The organism is Roseovarius maritimus (assembly GCF_043355895.2).
Classification (GTDB): Bacteria; Pseudomonadota; Alphaproteobacteria; order Rhodobacterales; family Rhodobacteraceae; genus Roseovarius; species Roseovarius maritimus.
On the sequence record NZ_JBHFPF020000004.1, the window covers coordinates 238,494 to 257,723 of the forward strand.

The 19,230-nt window shown below is 62.7% G+C and carries 20 protein-coding genes; 14 read left to right on the forward strand and 6 right to left on the reverse strand.

Annotated elements, in window-relative coordinates; all coding sequences use genetic code 11:
- Nucleotides 1–4: 4 nt before the first annotated feature.
- The 6 genes from ACEWPM_RS10750 to mdh form a co-directional block, all read right to left on the reverse strand.
- Nucleotides 5–2,965 carry a 2-oxoglutarate dehydrogenase E1 component gene (locus ACEWPM_RS10750; RefSeq protein WP_393962009.1) on the reverse strand — a complete coding sequence of 987 codons (2,961 nt, stop codon included), beginning with the start codon at nucleotides 2,963–2,965 and terminating at the stop codon, nucleotides 5–7.
- 9 nt (nucleotides 2,966–2,974) lie between these two features.
- The gene (locus ACEWPM_RS10755) at nucleotides 2,975–3,790 is read right to left on the reverse strand and encodes a hypothetical protein (protein WP_393962008.1); all 816 of its coding nucleotides are present in this window, start codon (nucleotides 3,788–3,790) and stop codon (nucleotides 2,975–2,977) included.
- Complete coding sequence (gene sucD, locus ACEWPM_RS10760) at nucleotides 3,787–4,668, reverse strand: succinate--CoA ligase subunit alpha (RefSeq protein ID WP_393962007.1); 882 nt, start codon at nucleotides 4,666–4,668, stop codon at nucleotides 3,787–3,789. The genes ACEWPM_RS10755 and sucD overlap by 4 nt, the downstream gene beginning before the upstream one ends.
- Nucleotides 4,669–4,720: 52 nt before the next feature.
- On the reverse strand, nucleotides 4,721–5,239 hold the full coding sequence (locus ACEWPM_RS10765; protein ID WP_393962006.1) for a hypothetical protein: 519 nt from the start codon (nucleotides 5,237–5,239) through the stop codon (nucleotides 4,721–4,723).
- A 5-nt stretch (nucleotides 5,240–5,244) separates the two neighbouring features.
- A complete protein-coding gene (gene sucC, locus ACEWPM_RS10770; RefSeq protein ID WP_393962005.1) occupies nucleotides 5,245–6,438 on the reverse strand; it encodes an ADP-forming succinate--CoA ligase subunit beta in 1,194 nt (397 codons plus the stop codon).
- Nucleotides 6,439–6,682: 244 nt separating this feature from the next.
- On the reverse strand, nucleotides 6,683–7,645 hold the full coding sequence (mdh, locus tag ACEWPM_RS10775; protein WP_393962004.1) for a malate dehydrogenase: 963 nt from the start codon (nucleotides 7,643–7,645) through the stop codon (nucleotides 6,683–6,685).
- A 196-nt stretch (nucleotides 7,646–7,841) separates the two neighbouring features.
- On the opposite strand from mdh, the gene ACEWPM_RS10780 reads away from it, so the two are divergent.
- The 14 genes from ACEWPM_RS10780 (at nucleotide 7,842) to ACEWPM_RS10845 (ending at nucleotide 18,793) form a co-directional block, all read left to right on the forward strand.
- Nucleotides 7,842–8,702 (forward strand): HpcH/HpaI aldolase/citrate lyase family protein, encoded by an 861-nt coding sequence (locus ACEWPM_RS10780; protein WP_393962003.1) that lies wholly within the window; start codon nucleotides 7,842–7,844, stop codon nucleotides 8,700–8,702.
- Nucleotides 8,703–8,707: 5 nt separating this feature from the next.
- Nucleotides 8,708–9,253: an NnrU family protein gene (locus ACEWPM_RS10785; RefSeq protein WP_393962205.1), complete on the forward strand. Its 546-nt coding sequence runs from the start codon at nucleotides 8,708–8,710 to the stop codon at nucleotides 9,251–9,253.
- A 24-nt stretch (nucleotides 9,254–9,277) separates the two neighbouring features.
- Nucleotides 9,278–9,481: a DUF1737 domain-containing protein gene (locus ACEWPM_RS10790; RefSeq protein WP_393962002.1), complete on the forward strand. Its 204-nt coding sequence runs from the start codon at nucleotides 9,278–9,280 to the stop codon at nucleotides 9,479–9,481.
- Nucleotides 9,478–10,506 (forward strand): MaoC family dehydratase, encoded by a 1,029-nt coding sequence (locus tag ACEWPM_RS10795; RefSeq protein ID WP_393962001.1) that lies wholly within the window; start codon nucleotides 9,478–9,480, stop codon nucleotides 10,504–10,506. The genes ACEWPM_RS10790 and ACEWPM_RS10795 overlap by 4 nt, the downstream gene beginning before the upstream one ends.
- Before the next feature lie 91 nt (nucleotides 10,507–10,597).
- Entirely contained in the window at nucleotides 10,598–11,056 is a 459-nt protein-coding gene (dut, locus tag ACEWPM_RS10800) for a dUTP diphosphatase (protein WP_393962000.1), read from the forward strand.
- On the forward strand, nucleotides 11,056–12,108 hold the full coding sequence (locus tag ACEWPM_RS10805) for a HesA/MoeB/ThiF family protein (protein WP_393961999.1): 1,053 nt from the start codon (nucleotides 11,056–11,058) through the stop codon (nucleotides 12,106–12,108). The genes dut and ACEWPM_RS10805 overlap by 1 nt, the downstream gene beginning before the upstream one ends.
- Entirely contained in the window at nucleotides 12,105–14,117 is a 2,013-nt protein-coding gene (locus ACEWPM_RS10810; protein WP_393961998.1) for a M3 family metallopeptidase, read from the forward strand. Before ACEWPM_RS10805 ends, ACEWPM_RS10810 begins: the two co-directional genes overlap by 4 nt.
- 69 nt (nucleotides 14,118–14,186) lie before the next feature.
- Nucleotides 14,187–14,642 carry a universal stress protein gene (locus tag ACEWPM_RS10815; RefSeq protein ID WP_393962204.1) on the forward strand — a complete coding sequence of 152 codons (456 nt, stop codon included), beginning with the start codon at nucleotides 14,187–14,189 and terminating at the stop codon, nucleotides 14,640–14,642.
- A gap of 148 nt (nucleotides 14,643–14,790) precedes the next feature.
- Nucleotides 14,791–15,354 (forward strand): NifU family protein, encoded by a 564-nt coding sequence (locus ACEWPM_RS10820; protein WP_393930267.1) that lies wholly within the window; start codon nucleotides 14,791–14,793, stop codon nucleotides 15,352–15,354.
- Nucleotides 15,347–16,009 (forward strand): tRNA (adenosine(37)-N6)-threonylcarbamoyltransferase complex dimerization subunit type 1 TsaB, encoded by a 663-nt coding sequence (gene tsaB / locus ACEWPM_RS10825; RefSeq protein ID WP_393961997.1) that lies wholly within the window; start codon nucleotides 15,347–15,349, stop codon nucleotides 16,007–16,009. Before ACEWPM_RS10820 ends, tsaB begins: the two co-directional genes overlap by 8 nt.
- A complete protein-coding gene (locus ACEWPM_RS10830; RefSeq protein ID WP_393961996.1) occupies nucleotides 15,996–16,418 on the forward strand; it encodes a GNAT family N-acetyltransferase in 423 nt (140 codons plus the stop codon). Before tsaB ends, ACEWPM_RS10830 begins: the two co-directional genes overlap by 14 nt.
- Complete coding sequence (locus ACEWPM_RS10835) at nucleotides 16,415–17,047, forward strand: LysE family translocator (RefSeq protein ID WP_393961995.1); 633 nt, start codon at nucleotides 16,415–16,417, stop codon at nucleotides 17,045–17,047. Before ACEWPM_RS10830 ends, ACEWPM_RS10835 begins: the two co-directional genes overlap by 4 nt.
- A 70-nt stretch (nucleotides 17,048–17,117) precedes the next feature.
- On the forward strand, nucleotides 17,118–18,035 hold the full coding sequence (locus ACEWPM_RS10840) for a sulfite exporter TauE/SafE family protein (protein ID WP_393961994.1): 918 nt from the start codon (nucleotides 17,118–17,120) through the stop codon (nucleotides 18,033–18,035).
- Complete coding sequence (locus tag ACEWPM_RS10845) at nucleotides 18,032–18,793, forward strand: TIGR02186 family protein (RefSeq protein WP_393961993.1); 762 nt, start codon at nucleotides 18,032–18,034, stop codon at nucleotides 18,791–18,793. The genes ACEWPM_RS10840 and ACEWPM_RS10845 overlap by 4 nt, the downstream gene beginning before the upstream one ends.
- Nucleotides 18,794–19,230: the final 437 nt, after the last annotated feature.

A 19,230-nucleotide genomic window follows, 5' to 3' on the forward strand; every position in this document is an offset into this window, starting at 1 on the left:
GGTTTTAGCTTCCTTTGATCGTCAGCGCGTCGTCAATCAGCGCCTCTTGTTGTGCTTTGTGCTGGCTCGCAAGGCCGGTCGCCGGTGAGGCGGCGGCCGCGCGGCCCGCATATTCGGGACGCTTGTGCTGAGCGTCGATACGGCCCAGCACCCATTCGATATTGGGCTCGATGAAGTGCCACGCGCCCTGGTTCTTCGGCTCTTCCTGGCACCAGACCATTTCGGCCTGCTTGAAGCGTTCCAGCTCCTTCACCGCGGATTGCGCCGGGAAGGGATAGAACTGCTCGAACCGCAGGAGGTAAACGTCGTCGATGCCGCGCTTGTCGCGCTCTTCCAGCAGGTCGTAATAGACCTTGCCGGAACACATGACGACGCGCTTGATCTTGTCATCGGCGACCAGTTCCGTATCGGAGTTGCCATATTGCGCATCATCCCACAGCACCCGGTGAAAGCTGGAGCCGATGGTGAATTCCTCGGCCTTCGAGACGGCCAGCTTGTGACGCAGCAGGGATTTCGGCGTCATCAGGATCAGCGGCTTGCGATAGGTGCGGTGCAGCTGCCGGCGCAGGATGTGGAAGTAGTTGGCCGGGGTCGTGCAGTTGGCGACGATCCAGTTGTCCTGTCCGCACATCGTCAGAAAACGCTCGAGCCGCGCCGATGAATGCTCGGGGCCCTGACCCTCATAACCATGCGGAAGCAGGCAAACGAGGCCGGACATACGCAGCCATTTGCTTTCACCCGACGAGATGAACTGGTCGAACATGATCTGCGCGCCGTTGGCGAAATCGCCGAACTGCGCCTCCCAGAGGGTCAGCGCATTTGGCTCGGCCAGCGTGTAGCCATACTCAAACCCCAGCACGGCGTATTCCGACAGCATCGAGTCGATGACCTCGTAGCGCGCCTGCCCCTCGCGGATGTTGTTGAGCGGGTAATACCGTTCCTCGTCGTCCTGGTTGATTAGGGCCGAGTGCCGCTGGCTGAAGGTGCCGCGCGCGCTGTCCTGGCCCGAAAGGCGCACCGGGAAACCCTCGGTCAGGAGCGAGCCGAAGGCCAGCGCCTCGCCAGTGGCCCAGTCAAAACCGGTCCCGCTTTCGAACATCTTGGCCTTGGCGTCGAGGATGCGCTGCACCGTCTTGTGCAGGGGAAAGCCGTCGGGTGCTTTGGACAGCGCGGTGCCGATCTCGTGGAAGGTTTCTTCCTTGATGGCGGTCTGGCCGCGCTGGTAGTCTTCCTCCTTGCGGTCGAGATGGGACCATTTGCCATCCAGCCAATCGGCCTTGTTCGGCTTGTAATTCGTGCCTGCCTCGAACTCGTCCGCGAGGAAGGACTGGAAGGCATCCTTCATGTCGTCGACTTCGCCCTCGGGGATCAGGCCATCCTTGACCAGACGCTCGGTATAGAGGGTCAGCGTCGTCTTCTGCTGTTTGATCTTCTTGTACATCACCGGGTTGGTGAACATGGGCTCGTCGCCCTCGTTATGACCAAAGCGGCGATAGCAGATGATGTCGATCACGACATCCTTCTGGAATTTCTGGCGGTATTCCGTGGCGACCTTGGCGGCATGCACCACAGCCTCGGGGTCGTCGCCGTTCACGTGAAAAATCGGCGCCTCGACCATCAGCGCGATGTCGGTGGGGTAGGGGCTGGACCGGCTGAAATGCGGCGCGGTGGTGAAACCGATCTGGTTGTTCACCACGATATGCATCGTGCCGCCGGTGCGGTGCCCGCGCAAACCTGAAAGCCCAAAGCATTCGGCCACGACACCCTGCCCCGCAAAGGCCGCATCGCCATGCAAGAGGATGGGCAGGACCTGCGTGCGCTCGGTGTCGTTCAACTGGTCCTGCTTGGCGCGCACCTTGCCCAGAACGACGGGGTTCACCGCCTCCAAGTGGCTGGGGTTCGCAGTCAGTGACAGATGCACGTTGTTGCCGTCGAACTCGCGGTCCGAACTGGCGCCGAGGTGGTATTTCACGTCGCCCGAACCGTCCACGTCGTCGGGCTTGAAACTGCCGCCCTGGAACTCGTTGAAGATCGCGCGGTAGGGCTTGCCCATCACGTTGGCCAGCACCGACAGGCGACCCCGGTGGGGCATGCCGATGACGATATCCTTGACGCCCAAGGAACCGCCCCGCTTGATGATCTGCTCCATCGCGGGGATCAGAGACTCGCCGCCATCCAGACCGAAACGCTTGGTGCCCATGTATTTGACGTGAAGGTATTTTTCCAGGCCTTCGGCCTCGACCATCTTGTTCAGGATCGCCTTGCGGCCTTCCTCGGTAAAGTTGATCTCGTTGCCATAGCCTTCGATCCGCTCCTTCAGCCAGCCGGCCTGCTCGGGATCGGAAATATGCATGTATTGCAGCGCGAAAGTGCCGCAATAGGTGCGCCGCACGATGCCGAGGATCTCGCGGATCGACGCGATCTCAAGCCCCAGAACATTGTCGATGAAGATCGGGCGATCCATGTCGTCCTTGGTGAAGCCATAGCTCTCGGGATCCAGCTCGGGGCGGAAGGGCTGCTCGCGCAGGCCCAGCGGATCGAGATCCGCGATGAGGTGGCCGCGAATTCGGTAGGCGCGGATCAGCATGAGCGCGCGCACGCTGTCGAGAACGGCGCGCTGGATCGCCTCGTCGCTGACCTCGGCGCCCTTTTCCTTGGCTTTCTCGGTCAGTTTCTTGCCCACGGCCTTCGCCTCGGGCTCGGCCGGGTACTCGCCGGTCAGGGCCGCTGTCAGATCGTCCTGCGGCATGGGCGGCCAATCGGCGCGCGCCCAGGAGGGGCCAGCGGCCTCGGCGGTGACGGCAGCATCGTCGTCGCCCATCTCCTTGAAGAAATTCTGCCACGCCTCGTCGACCGCGTTCGGATCGCTCGCATAGCGCGCGTAAAGCTGTTCGAGATACTCCGCGTTATGCCCCTGCATGAAGCTGGAAGCATGAAACTGGTCGTTTGGGGATTGGTCGGTCATGGGATTACCTCACTGAGGTCGTATGGGAGAGATATGAATGACCGCCTTCGGCAGATCATCGAACACACGCGGGTCAAATTCGCGTTCCGTATAGGGCAATTGGATCGTTGTGGAGCCATAGAGCGCCCGGAGCGGGGCTTCGTCGAGCGACGCGAGAAAAATCCTTGCTTCCGGGATGGTGCCGGAGCGGGCCAGCACCCCGTCGCGATCGCTCTTCGGAAGGTTTTCGGGCCATTGCTCGGAAAAATCCTCAAGGTCCGGCAATGTTTCTGAGATGTTTGCCGGTCCCGTCACAAGACAATGTCCTTTGGCGAGGCTCACTCCGAGCACTGCGAGACGATAATCGCCTTTTGAATACACGGATTGATTGGGCGGCAATGCAGAATTTCCCAACGTCGAGCCCGCCATGAAACTCGAGTTGACGATCAGGTAGCCAAGCTGCGCTCCCAGATCTTCGGAATTCGACCTGACCTTTAACGCCTCATCATCGAGGGTGGCGAAGTCACGCGCAAAAAACATCCAGAACAAGATATTGCCGATGGTTTCCGGGGTATCCTCCGGTTCCCAGCCGAGATCGATTAGCTTTGTATCGACCAACTGCTGATCGGATCCGAGGTTTGAGCAAATCGCCACGACATTGCGGGTTGTTTGCTGGTCCTCGGACGCATGAGCTGGAATGGAGCACAGAGTGAATGCAATAAAGAGATAAGCTGCCCGGCGACACCGTCCGACAGCGCCCGACCAGCCCCAAGGGAAAGCGCTTTGCTTCCGCCTGAGATCGGTCAATGCTCTTGAAGAGATCACCGGACGCTGCGGCATAATCAACCAATCGCTTCCAGAACAGCCTCGCCCAGACCTGCCGGGCTTTCAGCCACCACGATCCCGGCGGATTTCATCGCCTCGATCTTGTCATCCGCGCCGCCCTTGCCACCGGCGACGATGGCGCCCGCGTGACCCATGCGGCGGCCCGGAGGGGCGGTGCGGCCTGCGATGAAGCCTGCGGTCGGCTTCCAGCGGCCGCGCTTCTTCTCGTCGGCGAGGAATTGTGCGGCCTCTTCTTCAGCGCTGCCGCCGATCTCGCCGATCATGATGATCGACTGCGTTTCGTCATCGGCCAAGAACCATTCCAGCACGTCGATATGCTCGGTCCCCTTGATGGGATCGCCGCCGATGCCGACGCAGGTCGACTGGCCAAGGCCCACATCGGAGGTCTGTTTGACCGCCTCATAGGTCAGGGTGCCCGACCGGCTGACAACGCCGCAGGAACCGCGCTTGTGGATATGGCCCGGCATGATGCCGATCTTGCAGGCATCAGGCGTGATGACACCGGGGCAGTTGGGGCCGATCAGCTTGGATTTCGAGCCTTCCAGCGCGCGCTTGACGCGCATCATGTCAAGGACCGGGATGCCTTCGGTGATGCAGACGATCAGCTCCATCTCGGCGTCGATCGCCTCGAGGATCGAGTCGGCGGCGAAGGGAGGTGGCACATAGATCACCGATGCGTTCGCCTCGGTCTCATGCTTGGCCTCGTGAACCGAGTTGAAGACCGGCAGATCCAGATGCGTCTGGCCGCCCTTGCCGGGGGTCACGCCACCGACCATTTTTGTGCCATACGCGATGGCCTGTTCGGTGTGGAACGTCCCCTGCGAGCCGGTGAGGCCTTGGCAGATGACGCGGGTGTTTTCGTCTACGAGGATGGCCATCGGTGGCTCCTTTTAATTTCTTCATGACCCGCGCAGGAGCGCATAGGATCTTTCATTTCGACCAAATCGTGACCGTGCCGGACGACGTATGTGCTTGTCCTTGAATCTCGATTTCTGATTTTCCGGCTTGGTAAGCGCCCATCATCATGCCTCTGGCAATGATCGGCTTTCGGCCTTGCTTGTAGCCGCTGCCAACGAGCGTGGCGTCCAACTGCCGCCAGTAGGCTTCGGATTCATAGTTGCCTTCAACCTTTGTGACGCAGTCACCATTCGTACTGCGAGCGACTATCAAATAGGTTTTGCGCCAAGAACTTTTACCCATAAGCTTGCCATATATAACGTCAAAGCTGATGCGCCCAATCTTGCGGTTTGCCATTGCATTAAAACCGCGTTTCGCTGCAGCGTCCTGAAGAGCGTTAGGGTCTGACAAAACCACAGAACACAATACGGCGCTCTCATTTGCGGCTTGCTGCATCTTTGCCTGCTCTTTGGCCGTATTCGCAGCCTCTGCGCCAGTGGCAAAAGTCAGCAACAATAGACCTGCGGCTCCGACACCCTTGGGAAATTTCAACCCCTTCACCCCTTCACCGCCTTCACGATCTTCTGCGCGCCGTCCTTGAGGTCGTCCGCGGCGATCACGTCGAGGCCGGAGTTGTTGATGATCTCCTTGCCCTTCTCGACATTCGTGCCTTCCAGGCGCACGACCAGCGGAACCTTTAGACCGACCTCCTTAACCGCAGCGACCACCCCCTCGGCGATCACATCGCAGCGCATGATGCCACCGAAAATATTGACGAGTATACCTTTGACCTGCGGATCGGAGGTAATGATCTTGAACGCCTCGGTCACTTTTTCCTTGGTCGCGCCGCCGCCCACGTCGAGGAAGTTGGCAGGCTCGGCGCCGTAGAGCTTGATGATGTCCATCGTCGCCATGGCAAGGCCCGCGCCGTTGACCATGCAGCCGATTTCGCCGTCGAGGGCGATGTAGTTCAGGTCATACTTGGAGGCTTCCAGTTCCTTGGGGTCCTCCTCGGTGGTGTCGCGCAACTCGGCGATGTCGCGGTGGCGGTAGATCGCGTTGCCGTCAAAGCTCATCTTGGCGTCGAGGCATTTCAGATCACCCTTGTCGGTCACGATCAGCGGGTTGATCTCGAGCATCTCCATGTCTTTTTCGACGAAGATTTTGTAAAGCGTGCCCATCAAGGCGACGCATTGCTTGATCTGCGCGCCCTCAAGGCCAAGATTAAAGGCGATGCGGCGACCGTGGAAGGCCTGATAGCCGGTCGCGGGATCGACAGAGAAGCTGAGGATCTTTTCCGGCGTCTTCTCGGCCACTTCCTCGATGTCCATGCCGCCCTCGGTCGATGCGACAAAGCTGACGCGGGATGTCTGGCGATCGACCAGAAGTGCCAGATACATCTCGGTCTCGATGCCGCTGCCATCCTCGATATAGATGCGGTTGACCTGCTTGCCGGCCTCGCCCGTCTGTTTTGTCACGAGCGTGCGGCCCAACATGCGCTTGGCCTCTTCGGCAGCTTCCTCGACTGACTTGGCCAGGCGCACGCCGCCCGCGTCGCCAGCGCCGGCCTCTTTGAACTTGCCCTTGCCGCGTCCGCCCGCGTGGATCTGTGCCTTGACCACCCAAAGGGGGCCGTCCATTTCGCTGGCGGCTGTCTTGGCTTCTTCGGCGCGCAGCACGACGCGGCCATCGGACACCGGGGCGCCGTAGGAGCGCAGAAGGGCCTTTGCCTGATACTCGTGGATGTTCATTGAAACTGTCCCGTTTTGAAATGTCGTTACTGGTATACATAGAAGCCTTGCCGAGTATTAAACGGTTTTCTCGTCTGTCCGGGGTAATGCGGCGAATTTTTCGCATTTGTGATCACGGGGTAATATCGTGTGATCACAAAAAGCCAGACGCACTCTGTCCGGGAATCAAGGCAGTGGGCTCAGGAACGCAAAAGGCCCCGGCAAACTGCCAGGGCCTTCGTAGGACAGATTATTGCGGGGCCGTTCAGGCCAGCGTGTTGTCGATGTCCTTGCAGGCCTTGACCAGACCTTTGACCGCGCTGACCGATTTGTCGAACATGGCCTGCTCGTCCTTGTTCATCTTGATCTCGACCACTTTCTCGATGCCGCCTGCGCCGATCACAGTGGGTACGCCGACGTAGAAGCCATTGAGGCCATAGGCGCCATCGACATGCGCGGCGCAGGGCAGGACGCGCTTTTGGTCCTTGAGATAGGCCTCCGCCATCTCGATCGCCGAGGTGGCGGGCGCGTAGAAGGCGCTGCCGGTTTTCAGCAGGCCGACGATTTCGGCGCCGCCGTCACGGGTGCGCTGGACGATGGCGTCCATCTTCTCCTGAGTGGTCCAGCCCATCTCGATCAGGTCGGGCAGGGGGATGCCCGCGACGGTCGAATAGCGCACCAGCGGCACCATCGTGTCGCCATGCCCGCCCAGAACGAACGCCGACACGTCGCGCATCGATACGCCGAATTCGAGGCTGAGGAAGTGGCGGAAGCGCGCAGAGTCCAGGACGCCCGCCATGCCGCAGACCTTTTCATGCGGCAGGCCGGAGAACTCGCGCAGCGCCCAGACCATCGCATCAAGAGGGTTGGTGATGCAGATGACGAAAGCATTCGGCGCGTGGGCGGCAATACCCTCGCCGACGGATTTCATCACCTTGAGGTTGATACCCAAGAGGTCGTCGCGGCTCATGCCCGGCTTGCGCGGCACGCCTGCGGTGACGATGCAGACATCGGCGCCGGCAATATCGGCGTAGGATTGCGTGCCTTTCAGCGTGGCATCAAAGCCCTCGGCCGGGCCGGATTCCGCGATGTCGAGCGCCTTACCCTCGGGCACACCTTCGGAAATGTCGAACAGGACGATATCGCCCAGTTCCTTGATGGCGGCGAGATGGGCGAGCGTGCCACCGATCTGTCCCGCGCCGATCAGCGCGATCTTGGGTCTGGCCATGGGTATTACCTCCGATTGGCAAAGAATTTCCGCCGTGGGCGTAGTCCTATTTGCCCCCGCGCGCAAGGGTGCTGCGCTGCGGCAGGCTTGATCTGGCAGTTCCGGTTCTGCGCTGCGGCGAGAAATCCCTTGAACAAATGCGCCATAAAATGGCATCCCTGCGCAACAATGTTTCCCCGACCCGCAGGAGAGCCGCATGGACGCCGCCACCCGCCCTTATCGTTCCGTCCTCTATATCCCCGCGTCGAAGGAACGCGCGCTGGAGAAGGCGCGGGATCTGCCTTGCGATGCCATCATCTTTGATCTCGAGGATGCCGTGGCCCCGGATGCCAAGGCGGAAGCGCGCGCCTCGCTGGCCGCCGCGCTGGGGAGCAGTGGCTATGGGCACCGGGCCAAGATCGTGCGGATTAACGCCCTGACCACCGAATGGGGGCTTGAGGATGTGCGCAGCTTGAAGGACGCGGGCGCGGATGCGGTTCTGCTGCCCAAGGTCAATACCCGCTCGGATGTCGACAATCTGGTGGACCTTCTGGGCGACGACATGCCGATCTGGGTGATGATGGAGACGCCCGTCAGCGTGTTCAACGCGCGCGATATCGCGTCGCACGGGCGGGTCGCGGCGCTGGTCACCGGCACCAATGATCTGACCAAGGATCTGGGTAGCCGCACCCGAGCCGACCGCCTGCCGCTGATGATGGCGCTGCAGACCATCGTGATGGCCGCGCGTGCGGCGCGCATCATTGCCATCGACGGCGTCTACAACCGCTTTCGCGATGGCGACGGGCTGGCCGCGGAATGCGAGCAGGGGCGCGACCTGGGCTTTGACGGCAAGACGCTGATCCACCCGGCGCAGATCGAGGGCGCGAACCGCGCCTTTGCGCCGACCACCTCCGAGATTGACCTCGCGCGGCGCCAGATCGCGGCGCATGAGGCCAGCCAGGCCTCGGGCGAGGGGGTGGCGGTGGTCGACGGCACCATCGTAGAGAATTTGCACGTCGTCGCCGCGCGGCGCATATTGGCCAAGGCGCAAATCTTGGCTGAACTGGAGACGACCTGATGGGCATCGCGATACTGATACTGGGCCTTGCCCTCTGGAGCGTTGGACACCTGTTCAAGCGGCTGGCTCCGGATGCTCGGGCACGGATGGGCGCCAAGGGCCGAGGGCCGATCACGCTGGTCCTGCTGGCGGGCGTGATCCTGATGGTCATCGGCTACCGCATGTCCGATGGGGCCAATTTCTGGGGCCGACACCCTGCCACCGTGGGCATCAACAATCTACTGATGCTGCTTTCGGTCTATCTCTTTGCCGTGTCGGGCATGAAAACCGCGCTGGCGCGCAAGATGCGCCATCCGATGCTGGGCGCGGTCAAGATCTGGGCGCTGTCGCATCTTCTGGTCAATGGAGACGTGGCCTCCTTCATTCTGTTCGGCGGCCTTCTGGCCTGGGCCGTGGTCGAGGTAATCCTGATCAATCGGGCCGAGCCTAACTGGACGCCCCCGCCCGCCAAGCCCGCTCGCAAGGAACTGATTGCCGTGGTTGCCACGCTGGTGGTGTATGCCGGTATCGTGGCGGTACATTACGCGCTGGGCTATCCAACCTTCGGATAACCCGCCAATTCTGATGAGGACGACATGAAACTCTACCGCTTTCTCAGCGCCGACGACACATCGGCCTTTTGCCACAAGGTCACCGATGCCCTGAACAAGGGATGGGAGCTTTATGGAACGCCGACCTATGCCTATGACGAGGCCAATGGCGTGATGCGTTGCGGCCAGGCCGTGACCAAGGAAGCCCCCGGCGTCTACGCGCCGGACGTCAAGCTGGGCGAGCAATGAGCAAGACCAATCCGGGCCGTTTTTTCGAGAATTATAGCGTCGGCCAAGTGATCGAACACGCGGTGCCGCGCACTGTCGGCGGGGGTGAGCGGGCGCTCTATCACGCGCTCTATCCCGCGCGTCACGCGCTTTATTCCTCGGACGTGTTTGCGCAATCGTGCGGGCTGGCGTCGTCGCCGCTCGATGATCTGATCGCCTTCCATACGGTCTTTGGCAAGACGGTGCCCGATATCTCGCTGAACGCGCTGGCCAATCTGGGCTATGCCGAAGGGCGCTGGCTGGCGCCGGTCTGGTCGGGCGATACGCTGCGCTCGGTGTCCGAGGTGATCGGGCTCAAGCAGAATTCGAACGGTAAATCGGGCGTTGTCTGGGTGCGTACGCGAGGCACCAACCAGCATGGCGAGGCGGTACTGGACTATGTGCGCTGGGTCATGGTGCGCAAGCGGGATGCGGGTGCACCCGCGCCCGAGACGGTGATCCCCGATCTGGCCCCGGCGCTGAGCGCCGAGCAGCTGGTCGTGCCCGAGGGTCTCGATTTCAGCGGTTATGATTTCACACTCGCGGGCGAGCCGCATCGCTGGGGCGACTATGCCGTGGGCGAGGTGATCGACCATGTCGATGGCGTGACCATCGAGGAGGCCGAGCACATGTTGGCCACGCGCCTTTGGCAGAACACCGCCAAGGTGCATTTCGATAGCACCGCCCGCGAGGGCGGGCGGCTGATCTATGGCGGGCATGTGATCTCGATGGCGCGCGCGCTCAGCTTCAACGGGCTGGCCAATGCGCAGATGATCGTGGGCCTCAATGGCGGCGCGCATGCCAATCCGTGCCACGCGGGCGACACGGTGCGGGCCTGGAGCGAGGTTCTGGACCGGGCCGAGACATCCGCGCCGGGTGTCGGCGCGCTGCGCTTGCGCCTTGTTGCCACCAAGGGCGGCGCGGCGGGTGCACTCAAGGGCGAGGATGGGAGGTATCTGCCGGGTGTCCTGCTGGACCTTGATTACTGGGCGCTGGTGCCGATGTGACATCGGGCGCGGTGGCACTATGCTCTGGGACGCGGCGCGCGGGGCGAGCCGTGGAATTTGAGCACTTTTGGAACGATGAAAGGTCTGCGGGATGGTCACGGTAGTGCTGAGCTGGGACGCGGGCGCGGACCGGGCGCTGGGCTTGCCCGCCTATGCGACGGCGGGCGCAGCCGGGGCCGACTTGCGCGCGAATTTCGGCGCCGGCGTGGGCGGCATGACGCTGGAGCCCGGCAAGCGGGCTTTGGTGCCCACCGGCCTGCGCATGGCGATCCCCGAGGACTATGAGGTTCAGATCAGGCCGCGCTCCGGTCTGGCGCTGAAGCACGGGGTGACCGTCGCCAACGCGCCGGGCACGATTGATAGTGACTATCGCGGGCCGGTCGGGGTGATCCTGGTCAACCTTGGCGCCGAGGCGTTCGAGATCGAGCATGGTACCCGGATTGCGCAGATGGTCGTCGCGCCGGTGACACGGGTTGCCTTCGAGCAGGCCGAAACGCTGGACGAGACGGCGCGTGGCGCGGGCGGCTTTGGCTCGACGGGGCGCGGCTGATGGCGCTTGTCCTGATCTTGGCGGTGGGGCTTTGGGGGCTGGGCGCAGTTCTGCACACGCCCCGGCGCATGCGCTGGACGATGATTGGTATGCTATGGGTAGGCGTTGTTCTCTTGCATCTGGTTCTGCCGGCGGGGAGCCCGCTACGCGTTGCCACGGGCGAGAGTGCCGCGCCGTGGCTGCTCTTCGGAGGTTTGATTGCGCTGGTTCTGGCCTATCGGGCCGGGCTGCGCCGCGTGCGCGGGCGCGCTGAGGCCACGATGGACCGCATTGAGCCGGAAGAATCCGGTGCCTTTTCCGAGGTCGAACTGGAGCGCTATGCGCGTCATATCGTGCTGCGCGAGATCGGCGGGCCGGGGCAGCGCGCGCTCAAGGACGCGCGCGTGCTGGTCATCGGCGCGGGCGGGTTGGGCGCGCCGGTGCTGACATATCTGGCCGCCGCCGGGGTGGGCACGATCGGGGTGATCGACGACGATGCTGTCGATCTGTCCAATCTGCAGCGGCAGGTGATTCACCGCGACCGCGATATCGGAATGCCCAAGGTGCATTCGGCTGCCGAGGCGCTACGCGCGCTGAACCCGCATGTCACGGTCCGCCCCTACGAGCGCCGTCTGAGCGAGGATATCGCCACCGATCTCTTTGGCGATTACGACATCGTCATGGATGGATCGGACAATTTTGAGACCCGCCATCTGGTCAACCGGGCTGCCGTGGCCACGAGCAAGCCCCTCATCTCGGGAGCGATGACACAATGGGAGGGGCAACTGAGTGTCTTTGATCCCGCATCGAACGCGCCTTGCTATGCCTGCGTCTTCCCCGAGATCCCGGCCGAGGGGCTGGCGCCGTCCTGCGCCGAGGCAGGCGTGCTTGGCCCGCTGCCCGGCGTTATAGGGTCGATGATGGCGAATGAGGCGATCAAGCTGATTGCCGGGGCGGGCGCGCCGCTGCGCGGGACACTTTTCATTTATGACGCGCTTTACGCCGACGCGCGCCGCATCAAGATCGAGCGCCGCCGCGATTGTGCGGTTTGCGGCGCCAAGGAGGATACATGACCAACCCGCTCTTGGGAACGTGGGACACGCCTTTTGCCATTGCGCCCTTCGACCGGATTGAGGATGCAAATTTCGCCCCGGCGCTAGAAACCGCGCTGACGCTGGCCCGGGCCGAGATCATGGCGATTGCCGAGGATCCCGAAGGGCCCAGCTTCGCTAACACGATCGAGGCGCTGGAGGCGTCAGGCAAAGCGCTGGACCAGGTGCTGAGCGTCTTCTTCACCGTTGCGGGCGCCGACAGCAATCCCGCGCGCCAGGCGCTGCAGCGTGAGTTCGCGCCCAAGCTGGCGGCCTATTCCTCTTGGATCTATGCGCAAAAGCCGCTGTTTGCGCGGATCGAGGCGCTGTGGGAGGCGCGCGACGCTCTGGACCTGACGGAAGAGCAGGCACGCGTTCTGATGCTGACGCATCGGGGGTTTCGGCGGCGCGGCGCGGCCCTGACCGGCGCGGAAGAGGCGCGGATGCAGGCCGTCATGGCGCGTCTGGCCGAGCTGGGAACGCAGTTCACGCAGAATCTCTTGGCTGACGAGGCAGGCTGGCACATGGAGCTGGACGAGGAGGGAATGACGGGCCTGCCGGATTTTCTGGTGCGCAACGCGCAAGAGGCTGGAAAAGAAAAGGGACTCGAGCAGCCGGTGATCACGCTATCGCGGTCGCTGATCGTGCCCTTCCTGCAATTCTCGCCATGCCGCAATCTGCGCGAGCAGGCCTTTGCCGCGTGGAGCGCTAGAGGTGCGAACGGAGGCGAGACGGACAACCGCGCGATTGCGAATGAGACATTAGCCCTGCGCGAGGAGCGTGCCGAGCTGCTGGGCTATGAAAGCTTTGCCGCTTTCAAGTTGGAGACCGAGATGGCGGGCACGCCGGACGCCGTGCGCGACCTGCTGATGCAGGTCTGGACCCCCGCCAAGCGCCAGGCGGAGCGTGATGCCGAGGTGCTGACGAAGATGATGCATGAGGACGGCATCAACGGCGATCTGGCGCCGTGGGATTGGCGCTATTACTCGGAAAAGCGCCGACAGGCCGAGCATGATCTCGATGAGGCCGAATTGAAGCCTTATCTGCAGCTGGACCGCATGATCGAGGCGGCGTTCGCATGTGCGCATCGCCTGTTCGGGCTGGAGTTCAAGCCGGTGGATGTGCCGCTCTATCACCCCGACTGCCGGGCGTGGGAGGTGACGCGGAATGGCGCGCATGTTGCCCTGTTCATAGGCGACTATTTCGCGCGAGCCTCGAAACGGTCGGGCGCATGGTGCAGCGCGATGCGCGGGCAGGCGAAATTCCCCGAGGTGCAGGGCCCTGTCGTCATCAATGTCTGCAACTTCGCCAAGGGCGATCCCGCGCTGCTGAGCTATGACGACGCGCGCACCTTGTTTCACGAGTTCGGGCATGCGCTGCACCAGATGCTGTCGGATGTGACCTATGAGAGCGTCAGCGGCACGTCCGTCGCGCGGGATTTCGTCGAGTTGCCCAGCCAGCTTTATGAGCATTGGCTGGAAGTGCCCGAGGTGCTGTCCGAATTCGCGACGCATGCCGAGACAGGCGAGCCGATGCCGAAGGATCTGCTTCAGAAGGTGCTGGATGCGGCGACCTATGACATGGGATTTCAGACGGTCGAATACCTTGCCTCGGCGCTGGTCGATCTGGCGTTTCACGAGGGCGCCGCGCCCGGAGATGCGATAGCGCGGCAGACCGAGGTGCTGCGCGAGCTCGGCATGCCAGAGGCGATCACCATGCGCCATGGGGCGCCGCATTTCGCGCATGTCTTTGCGGGGGACGGCTATAGCTCGGGCTATTACAGCTACATGTGGTCCGAGGTGATGGATGCGGATGCGTTCCAGTCCTTTACCGATGCGGACGGGGCGTTCGATTCGGCGCGGGCAAAATCGCTGGAAGACAACATCCTCTCGCGCGGCGGATCGGTGGATGCCGAAGCGCTTTACCTTGCGTTCCGCGGCAAGATGCCGGGCCCCGAGGCGCTTTTGCGCGGACGGGGCCTGATTGCCTGACCTCGCGCCCCCGTCTTGCGCGGGGGCGGACCGGGTGGCATGATCGCCCAGCCCATTCTGGAGAGTGAGATGCGCAAGTTCATGGTCGTCCTCGACGACAGCCGCGAATGCCTCAATGCCATGCGCTTTGCCGCGATGCGCGCCGCGCATACGCAAGGCGGCGTCAAGGTTCTTGCGGTCATCCCTCCAGAAGAGTTCAACCACTGGATCGGCGTTGGCGATATCATGCGCGAGGAACAGCGCGAGCGGATCGAGGCGCATTTCGAGGTCTTCGCCAAATGGATGCGCGACAAGCAGGGGGTGAGCCCCGAACTGGTCATCCGCGAGGGCGAGCCGGTGGCCGAGATCGTTGCCCAGATATCCGAGGATCCCGAAGTGGGGGTTCTGGTGCTGGGCGCATCGGCGGATGGCAAGGGGCCGGGGCCGCTGGTCAGTCAGCTGAGCCGCAGCGCGGGCAGCCTGCCCATTCCGATCACCATTGTGCCGGGGGATCTCAGCAAGGAACGTCTGGAGCTGATCACCTGATAATGTTGAAAATTCTGCGAATTTTCAGCCTCCGGCGGGGATATTTTGCGCCAGAAGAAGCGCGCGCCGCAGTTTAGAATCGTTCCAATCCTTGACTCGGGGCGCGGCGAGGCGCATATGCAATGTCAGACCATTCAGGGGGCTTCCCATGTTCATCCAGACCGAATCCACTCCGAACCCGGCCACGCTGAAATTCCTTCCAGGGCAGACCGTCCTGCCCGCCGGAACGGCGGATTTCCCGTCAGCCGAGAATGCTGGCGCATCGCCGCTGGCGACGCGCATCTTCGCTGTCGATGGCGTGTCGGCGGTGTTCTTTGGCAATGACTTCATCACCGTGACCAAGGCCGACGGGGTCGAGTGGGATCATATCAAGCCCGGAATTCTGGGCGCGATCATGGAGCACTTCCAGTCGGGCCAGCCGGTCATGAAGGATGGCGGCACCGCGCCTTCGGGTCATTCCGAGCATACGGGCGAGGATGGTGACATCGTTGTCCAGATCAAGGAACTGCTGGATACTCGCGTACGTCCGGCCGTGGCGCAGGATGGCGGCGACATCACGTTTCACGGGTTCGATCGCGGCGTTGTCTATCTGCATATGCAGGGTGCCTGCGCAGGCTGCCCATCCTCGACCATCACGCTGAAGATGGGTATCGAGAACCTTCTGCGCCACTATATCCCGGAGGTGACAGAGGTGCGTCCGGTCGGTGTCTGATGCTCTGATCCTCGGGGTCGACACTTCCGGTCCTTATTGCAGCGCCGTCCTCTTGCAGGGCGGCGATGTGGTTTCTGACCTCTATGAAGATATGCCCAAGGGGCAGGTCGAGGCCCTGTTTCCCATGCTGGAAGATCTCGTGGCGCGCGGCGGCGCGACATGGGGTGACCTGTCGGCCATCGGTGTTGGCACGGGGCCGGGGAATTTCACCGGCATTCGCATTTCGGTGTCGGCGATGCGGGGGCTTGCGCTGGCGCTGGATGTGCCGGTGATCGGCGTGACGCTGCTGGATGCGCTGGCGCATGGCACGGCCGGGCCGATCATCGCATCGATTGCCGCGCCGCGCGGGCAGGCTTATGTCGCCGGGCACCGTATGGCGCGTGATCTGCTCCCTGCGCTGGTAACGATCGAGGATCTGCCGCAGGAGTTGGACGAACCGGGGCTGGTCTCTATCGGATCTGCCGGGGCCGAGATCGCGGCGCATCTGGGTGTGCCGCATCGGCCCGCGGCCTATGTGCCGGGATTGGCCATCGCGCGCATTGCCAGCACGCGATGGCAGGAAGGCGGCACACCGCCCGCGCCCTTTTACCTCAAGCAGGCGGACGCCGCCCCTGCGCGCGATGCGCCCCCGGTGATTCTGGATGAGCGTGCCTGAAATCCTTGCGCGCCTTCATGCGCGCGCTTTCGCCCCGACAGGGCGTGGTTGGAGCGCAGCGGAGTTCGCCTATCTGGTCGATGCGCCCCATTGTTGCCTCTGCCGCGCCCCCGAAGGTTTTGCGCTGAGCAGGGTAATCGCCGGTGAGGCCGAGCTTTTGACACTCGCGGTTGATCCTGACCATCGCCGGATGGGAATTGCCGCGCGCCTCTTGGCGGATGTCGAAGCGGCAGCGGCCCGGATGGGCGCGGCAAATCAGTTTCTGGAGGTCGCAGCCGACAATCCGGCTGCGCGCGCGCTCTACCGCAGTGCGGGCTATGCCGAGGTCGGACGCCGCGCTGGATATTACGCGCGGCCCGGCGGCACTCCGGTTGATGCACTAGTTCTGAGCAAAGCGCTGGAGCCATGAGTGAGCTTGGCGCTTACCTACCTGGGTTCATTGCGGCCTACTCGATCCTGATCCTTGCAGCTGCGTCGCCGGGGCCGGCGGTTGCGATGTTGCTGGGCGTGGCGCAGACTGAAGGACGACGCGATGCGCTGGTTGCGGCGACGGGCATCGCGGCTGGTAGCGCGACGATCAATATCGCAACGCTTCTGGGCGTCGACCTGATCCTGCGAGAGGCAGCTTGGGCGATGGGCATCCTGCGCCTGATCGGGGCGGGGTATCTGCTATGGCTGGCCTATGGTGCGTTCCGCAAGGCGGTGCGCCCACCGACCGTCACCGCGCGCGAGGTCCGGCGGCGCAGCCTGCCACGCCGGTTCCTTGCCGGCTATCTGCTTCAGGTTACCAACCCCAAGGCGTTGATCTTCTGGCTGGCCATCGCCTCGGTCGGGGCGGCGCAGGGCGGGGGCGTCGCCGTGATCACGCTCTTCGTTGCGGGCGCGTTTGCCATATCGCTTGCGGCGCACGCTTTCTGGGCGGTGCTGCTGTCTGCGGGGCCAATTCGCCGGGCCTACGCGCACGGGCGGCGTTGGATCGAGGCTGGCCTCGGCGCATTTTTCGTCCTGGCTGCCTGCAAGCTGGCAAGCGCGCGATAGCTTGGATGGAAAACGCTTCGATACGCGCCGAACGCTTGCCAAACAGACTCGCCGAGGGCTAGGACAGGACATGCAGATCTACCTCCCCATCGCCGAGGTTTCGGTCAATATCTTCCTGCTGCTGGGCCTTGGCGGTCTGGTCGGGGTTTTGTCGGGCATGTTCGGGGTTGGCGGCGGATTTCTGATGACGCCGCTGCTGTTTTTCATCGGCATCCCGCCCGCCGTCGCTGTGGCGACTGGGGCGAACCAGATCGTCGCCTCGTCCTTTTCTGCGGTGCTGGCGCATTTCGGGCGCAAGGCGGTGGATCTGCGTATGGGCACAGTCCTCTTGATCGGCGGTCTGATCGGCGCGGGCTTTGGCGTGATGCTGTTCAACTACCTCAAGGCGATGGGGCAGGTCGACCTTCTGGTGACGCTGTTCTACGTCGTATTCCTTGGCATCATCGGCGCGCTGATGTTCGTCGAGAGTCTGCGGGCGATCCGGCGTCAGCGCAAGGGTGGCCCCGTGGCGCCGCGCAAGAAGCACACCTGGATTCAGAAACTTCCGCTCAAGATGCGGTTTCGCACCTCGGGCCTCTATATCAGTGTGATCCCGCCCGTTCTGGTCGGCATGTCGGTGGGCGTACTGGCGGCAATCATGGGGGTCGGCGGCGGCTTCATAATGGTGCCGGCGATGATCTACCTGCTGGGGATGCCGACCAAGGTGGTTGTGGGCACCTCCCTCTTCCAGATTATTTTCGTCGCCGCGTTCACCACGATGCTGCACGCGACGACCAGCCATATCGTCGATGTGGTGCTGGCGCTCTTTCTGTTGGTGGGCGGTGTCGTGGGCGCGCAATTCGGCACCCAGATCGGATCGCGGATGAAGGCCGAGCAACTGCGCATTCTCTTGGCCATCCTTGTGCTGGCGGTGTGCCTCAAGCTGGGCCTGGACCTGCTCCTGCGCCCCGCCGAGCTCTACTCGATCAGCGAGATCATGCGGCCATGATGCGGGTCTGGGCGGCATTCTTCTGTCTTGTCTATGCTCTGCCGCTATGGGCCGAAGAAGTGGTGCTGGGCCTCAGTCGTAACAGTATCTCGATCGACACCACCTTCGATGGCTCCGAAATCCTGCTCTTCGGCGCCATCAAGCGGGAGGAATCGATTCCCGCGGATGAGCTGGGTGTCGTTGTGGCCGTTGCCGGGCCCAGCCAACCGCTGGATGTGCGCCGCAAGGAACGCCGCGCAGGCATCTGGGTGAATGTAGATGCCGTGCAGGTTGATGCCGCCCCCAGTTTTTACGCCGTGGCGACCTCTGGCCCTTGGCCCGAGGTGCTGAGCAATGTCGAGGATCTGCGTCACAAGATTTCGATCCCGCGCGCCATCCGGTCGGTCGGGGCGCCGGGCGGCGTGTCTGATACGCAAAGCTTCACTGACGCGGTGATCCGCATCCGCGAGCGCAGCGGGGCCTACCAGGTGCGCGAGGGCGCGGTCGAGCTGAGCGAGCAGACGCTCTTTCAGACATCTATCGACCTGCCGGCGAACCTGACCGAAGGTGATTACGTCACGCGCATTTTCCTGACCCGCAATGGCGCGGTCGTGTCGCGTTATGAGACCGTCATCGATGTGCGCAAAGTGGGCCTTGAACGCTGGCTCTACGTCCTGTCGCGCGAGAACGCGATTCTCTACGGCCTCATGTCCCTCGCGATTGCGATTGGCGCAGGCTGGGGGGCCTCCGCTCTCTTCCGGATGCTTCGCCAAGGCTGATGCGCGGGCTTTGCTACCATTATTTTGCCGACTCGGGTGGTTTTCCCGTTCTTGCCCATACCCATCTTCGAATCTGGCTGTGCGGATTCGCGAGAAGGGCGGTTCAGCGGCGCTGAATGGCTCCCCGCTTGGACGAATATCGGAGGCAGCCGGCACGTTGACTCGGCTTTGCTCTATCAACCGGCCCTTGTGGTGGTGTCTGCAGGGCCCGATTCTCCGGGATGAAATCAGCAAAACAGGGGGCACACATTTCGGGATGCATCCTAACTTATTGATATTATTGCAATTCAAAGATTATCTTGGGGAAATCGACAATCCGTGCGAAAAAGGGGTTGCGGCTTCCTGCATCAAACCTTAAATCCCCCTTCACCGGCGGCGCTGAGGCGCTGACGGGATGCGGGACGGACGGACGGGGCGGAGCTTCGGAGGTCTTGACG